This window comes from Oscillibacter sp. CAG:155 (assembly GCA_000436875.1).
Taxonomy (GTDB): Bacteria; Bacillota; Clostridia; order Oscillospirales; family Oscillospiraceae; genus Oscillibacter.
In genome coordinates this window covers 1-3073 of record FR890881.1, presented here as the reverse complement: position 1 = coordinate 3073, position 3073 = coordinate 1, and the positions used below count along the sequence as shown (strand labels likewise).

Sequence of the window (3073 nt, the reverse complement as noted above, 5' to 3'; positions counted from 1 at the left end):
CCGTCCAAAATGATCCACGCCGCCAGCAAAACCACCAACAGCGTCGACAAATCCAACATCAGCATATCCAGCGTCGGCGCGAAGTAGCCATAGGACTGCGTGTAGTATCCGCTGCCGTTGGAGTAGGCGTCCCGCACTGCGGGAATATAGTTTTCCCGGATGGTAACGTCATAAAAATCAGAGAACCAGTCGATGTACGCGTCAAAGGTCTTTTCTACCCCGGCGTCATAGTCCCCGGCGGCAAAGTCCGTTTCCATATTGGCCACCAGCAAGCTGGTCAGCTCATTCCCGTAGCTGGCAAGTCCATCACCACCCACGACCCAGTAATCGCCCACCAGGCCATTTTGGGCGATGTTATCCAGCGCCAGCAGGATCACCAATCCGTTGTTTCGCTCCGCATCCCCCACGTGGTACTGGTTTCCCAGGTCGATGGCATATTCCTCCATGGTCTTGTCTCCGGTGGTATCCACTGTCTCCACCAGGATTTGGGCGCCGGTCTGGGCAAACAAGGAGATGTTCATGGCGTCGATATGGGCCATGGTCTCATCCGTCAGCACTCCGGCATTGTCGTAGACATAGGTATATGTCCCCACGATGGCGGTGGATGGCTCCCCGGTATCAGCGGGTTTTCGGGCCCGGCCGATCAGCACGCTGGCCAGAATGGCCAGAATCATGATGGCTGCCGCCACCGGACGTTTTTGCAGAAATTTCATGGATGAAGGTTTCCTTTCTCCGCCGTGCCCGGGTCCGGTCCGGCGGTCTCACCAGCCGATCAGCCCCGCAGTTCCAGGAGTTTTTGCTTGAGCTCGCCCTCAATGCGGCCCAGCTCCGCCTCGGCGGCCTTGCGCTTGGCAGCTCCCTCCTTCTGGATGTTCAGCACCTCGTCCAGCGTGGAGATCAGCTGCTCGTTGGTGTGCTGCAGCGTCTCGATGTCCACCACGCTGCGCTCCGCCTCCCGGGCGGTCTCAATGGTGCCCATCTTGAGCATGTCGGCATTTTTCTTCAAGAGCTCGTTGGTCATATTGGTGACGGCACTCTGGGCAGCAGTGGCCTGCCGGCCGTGCTCCAGTCCCAGCGCCAGCACCATCTGGCTCTTCCACAGGGGGATGGTGTTCACCAGGGAGGACTGGATTTTCTCCACCATCAGCGTATCGTTGTTTTGCAGCAGCCGGGTCTGGGGGCCCATCTGTACGGAGATCATCCGGGTGAGTTCCAGATCGTGGAGCTTCTTTTCAAACCGGTCGCACATCTGCACGAGATCGTTGTAAGCCTGGGCATCCTCCTGGGCGCCGGTCTGCTCCGCCTTGGCCTTCAGGGCCGGGAGTTCGTTGGCCTGCACATCTGCCAGTTTCCGCTTGCCCGCCAGGATATACATGGTCAGTTCCTTGTAATACTTGAGATTGAGCTCATACATCTGGTCGAACATGGCCACGTCCTTGAGGAGCGTCACCTGATGCTGCTCCAGCTCCCGGGCGATCTTGTCCACATTGGCCTCCACCTTGGAGTACTGGGCCTTCATGGCCTCCAGCTTGTTGCCGGTTTTCTTGAAAAGGCCGAAGAGGCCCTTCTTCTCCTCTTCCTCGCCGAAGCCCTTAAGCTCCACCACCAGCTCGGAGAGGGACTTTCCCACCTCGCCCAGATCCTTGGTGCGCACAGAGTTCAGTGCGTTCTCCGAAAAGCCCGCCACGTTCTTCTGCGCGGCGGCACCATACTGGAGGATCATCTGGGAGTCCGTCAGATCGATCTTCTTGGAAAAGGCCTCCACCGCCTGCTTTTCCGCATCGGAGAGCAGGTTCTCGTCCATCTGCACCGGGGTCACCTCCGGCTTGGCCGCCTCCTGAGCAGGGGCGGCAGGCGCGTCGGGCGTCAGGGTCAGCTCCGGCACGGCCTCTGCCGCGGCGGTATCAGCTGTGAGCGTCAGCTCCGGCATCAAATTTTTCTCATCAGCCATGGTCATATCCTCCGTTTACGGTTTGATTGTCGGTTTGCTGTTCCGGTGTCTCCCGGCAAAACAGGTCAGCGCCGCAAGCACACTGGCACCAGCGGCCAGCGCATAGCCCCAGCAGCGGAAACTTTCTTGTTGGCTCATCTGTTTCATCACTGCCTCTTTACAGCTCCAGCTTGATATCCGGACCATCCTTTGGGGAATCCTCCGCCTTCAGCGGGTCCCCGGTCAGTCCTTCCCGGGCCATCATATTCTCCAGGACCGTGATGTCCGTGGAAATGTCCAGTGCGTCGGCGCCGTAGAGTGCATCCAGCTGCTTTTCAAAGGCAGAGACAATGGTGCGCATCATTCCCTCCACCTTGGCAAGAGTGGTGTCGATATTTTCCCCCGACACGCCGGTCCCGCTCATACGGTCATAGGCGTTGAGGAGTTTCAGGGTGGTGGGCAGGTAATAGTCCATAAAGCGACGAATCTGGGGCAGTTTCTGAGGAGAGCGCCGAACCTCTTCAAAGATCTTGGCAGACACCTGCTCCAGCCGCACGATGTCGGCGGAGATCCCGGGATCGGCGATGTTGTCGTCCAGTCGCTTCATCTCCGCGATGGCCAGCTGTCCGTCCTTCATCATCTTGTCCAGCTCCGCATTGCCGGTGGAGGGCTCTTCCTCCTTCTTCGGCTCCTCCGCCGCAGCAGAGGCCTTTGCTTCGCTCCGGGCACCGCCCCGGCACAGCAGGCTCACCACCACAAAGACCGCTGCGGACGCCATGCCCAGCAGCCCATAGTGGAGGGGTTCATACAGGGGAAACAGCAGCGCGTATGCCAGCCACAGTACCGCCACCGCATAAAAGGGCGCCACGCTCCTGCGCTTGTTCGCTTCCATAGAGGACCTCCTTGTCCGCATAGATTGGTGATATTATACTCTGCGGCGTCTTTTCGGTCAAGCAACCCGCGGTAAACTCCCGGAAACACCCTGCTAAAAAAGGCAGGCGTCCTGAAAAGACGTCTGCCTTTTTTTGCAGCAGCCGCTATTGCGGCAACCCATAACGCATCGTGGTGGGGTCCAGGAAAAGCCCCAGTACCGGCGGGCGGAAGGTGAACCATACGAACAAAAACGCCAGGCCCCACAGCACC

General features: G+C 58.9%; 4 protein-coding genes. All 4 read right to left on the bottom strand.

Features of this window, described 5'->3' with window-relative positions; genetic code table 11:
* Positions 1-713 (bottom strand): TPM domain-containing protein (locus tag QZL67_RS03855; protein ID WP_292919813.1); only part of this gene is annotated, 713 nt, incomplete at its 3' end.
* A gap of 59 nt (positions 714-772) precedes the next feature.
* Positions 773-1951 (bottom strand): toxic anion resistance protein, encoded by a 1179-nt coding sequence (locus QZL67_RS03850; RefSeq protein WP_022289450.1) that lies wholly within the window; start codon positions 1949-1951, stop codon positions 773-775.
* A 15-nt stretch (positions 1952-1966) separates the two neighbouring features.
* Positions 1967-2098, bottom strand: coding sequence for a hypothetical protein (locus QZL67_RS03845; RefSeq protein ID WP_292919811.1), 132 nt, complete (start codon positions 2096-2098; stop codon positions 1967-1969).
* 10 nt (positions 2099-2108) lie between these two features.
* Complete coding sequence (locus QZL67_RS03840) at positions 2109-2822, bottom strand: 5-bromo-4-chloroindolyl phosphate hydrolysis family protein (protein ID WP_022289449.1); 714 nt, start codon at positions 2820-2822, stop codon at positions 2109-2111.
* Positions 2823-3073 lie beyond the last annotated feature (251 nt).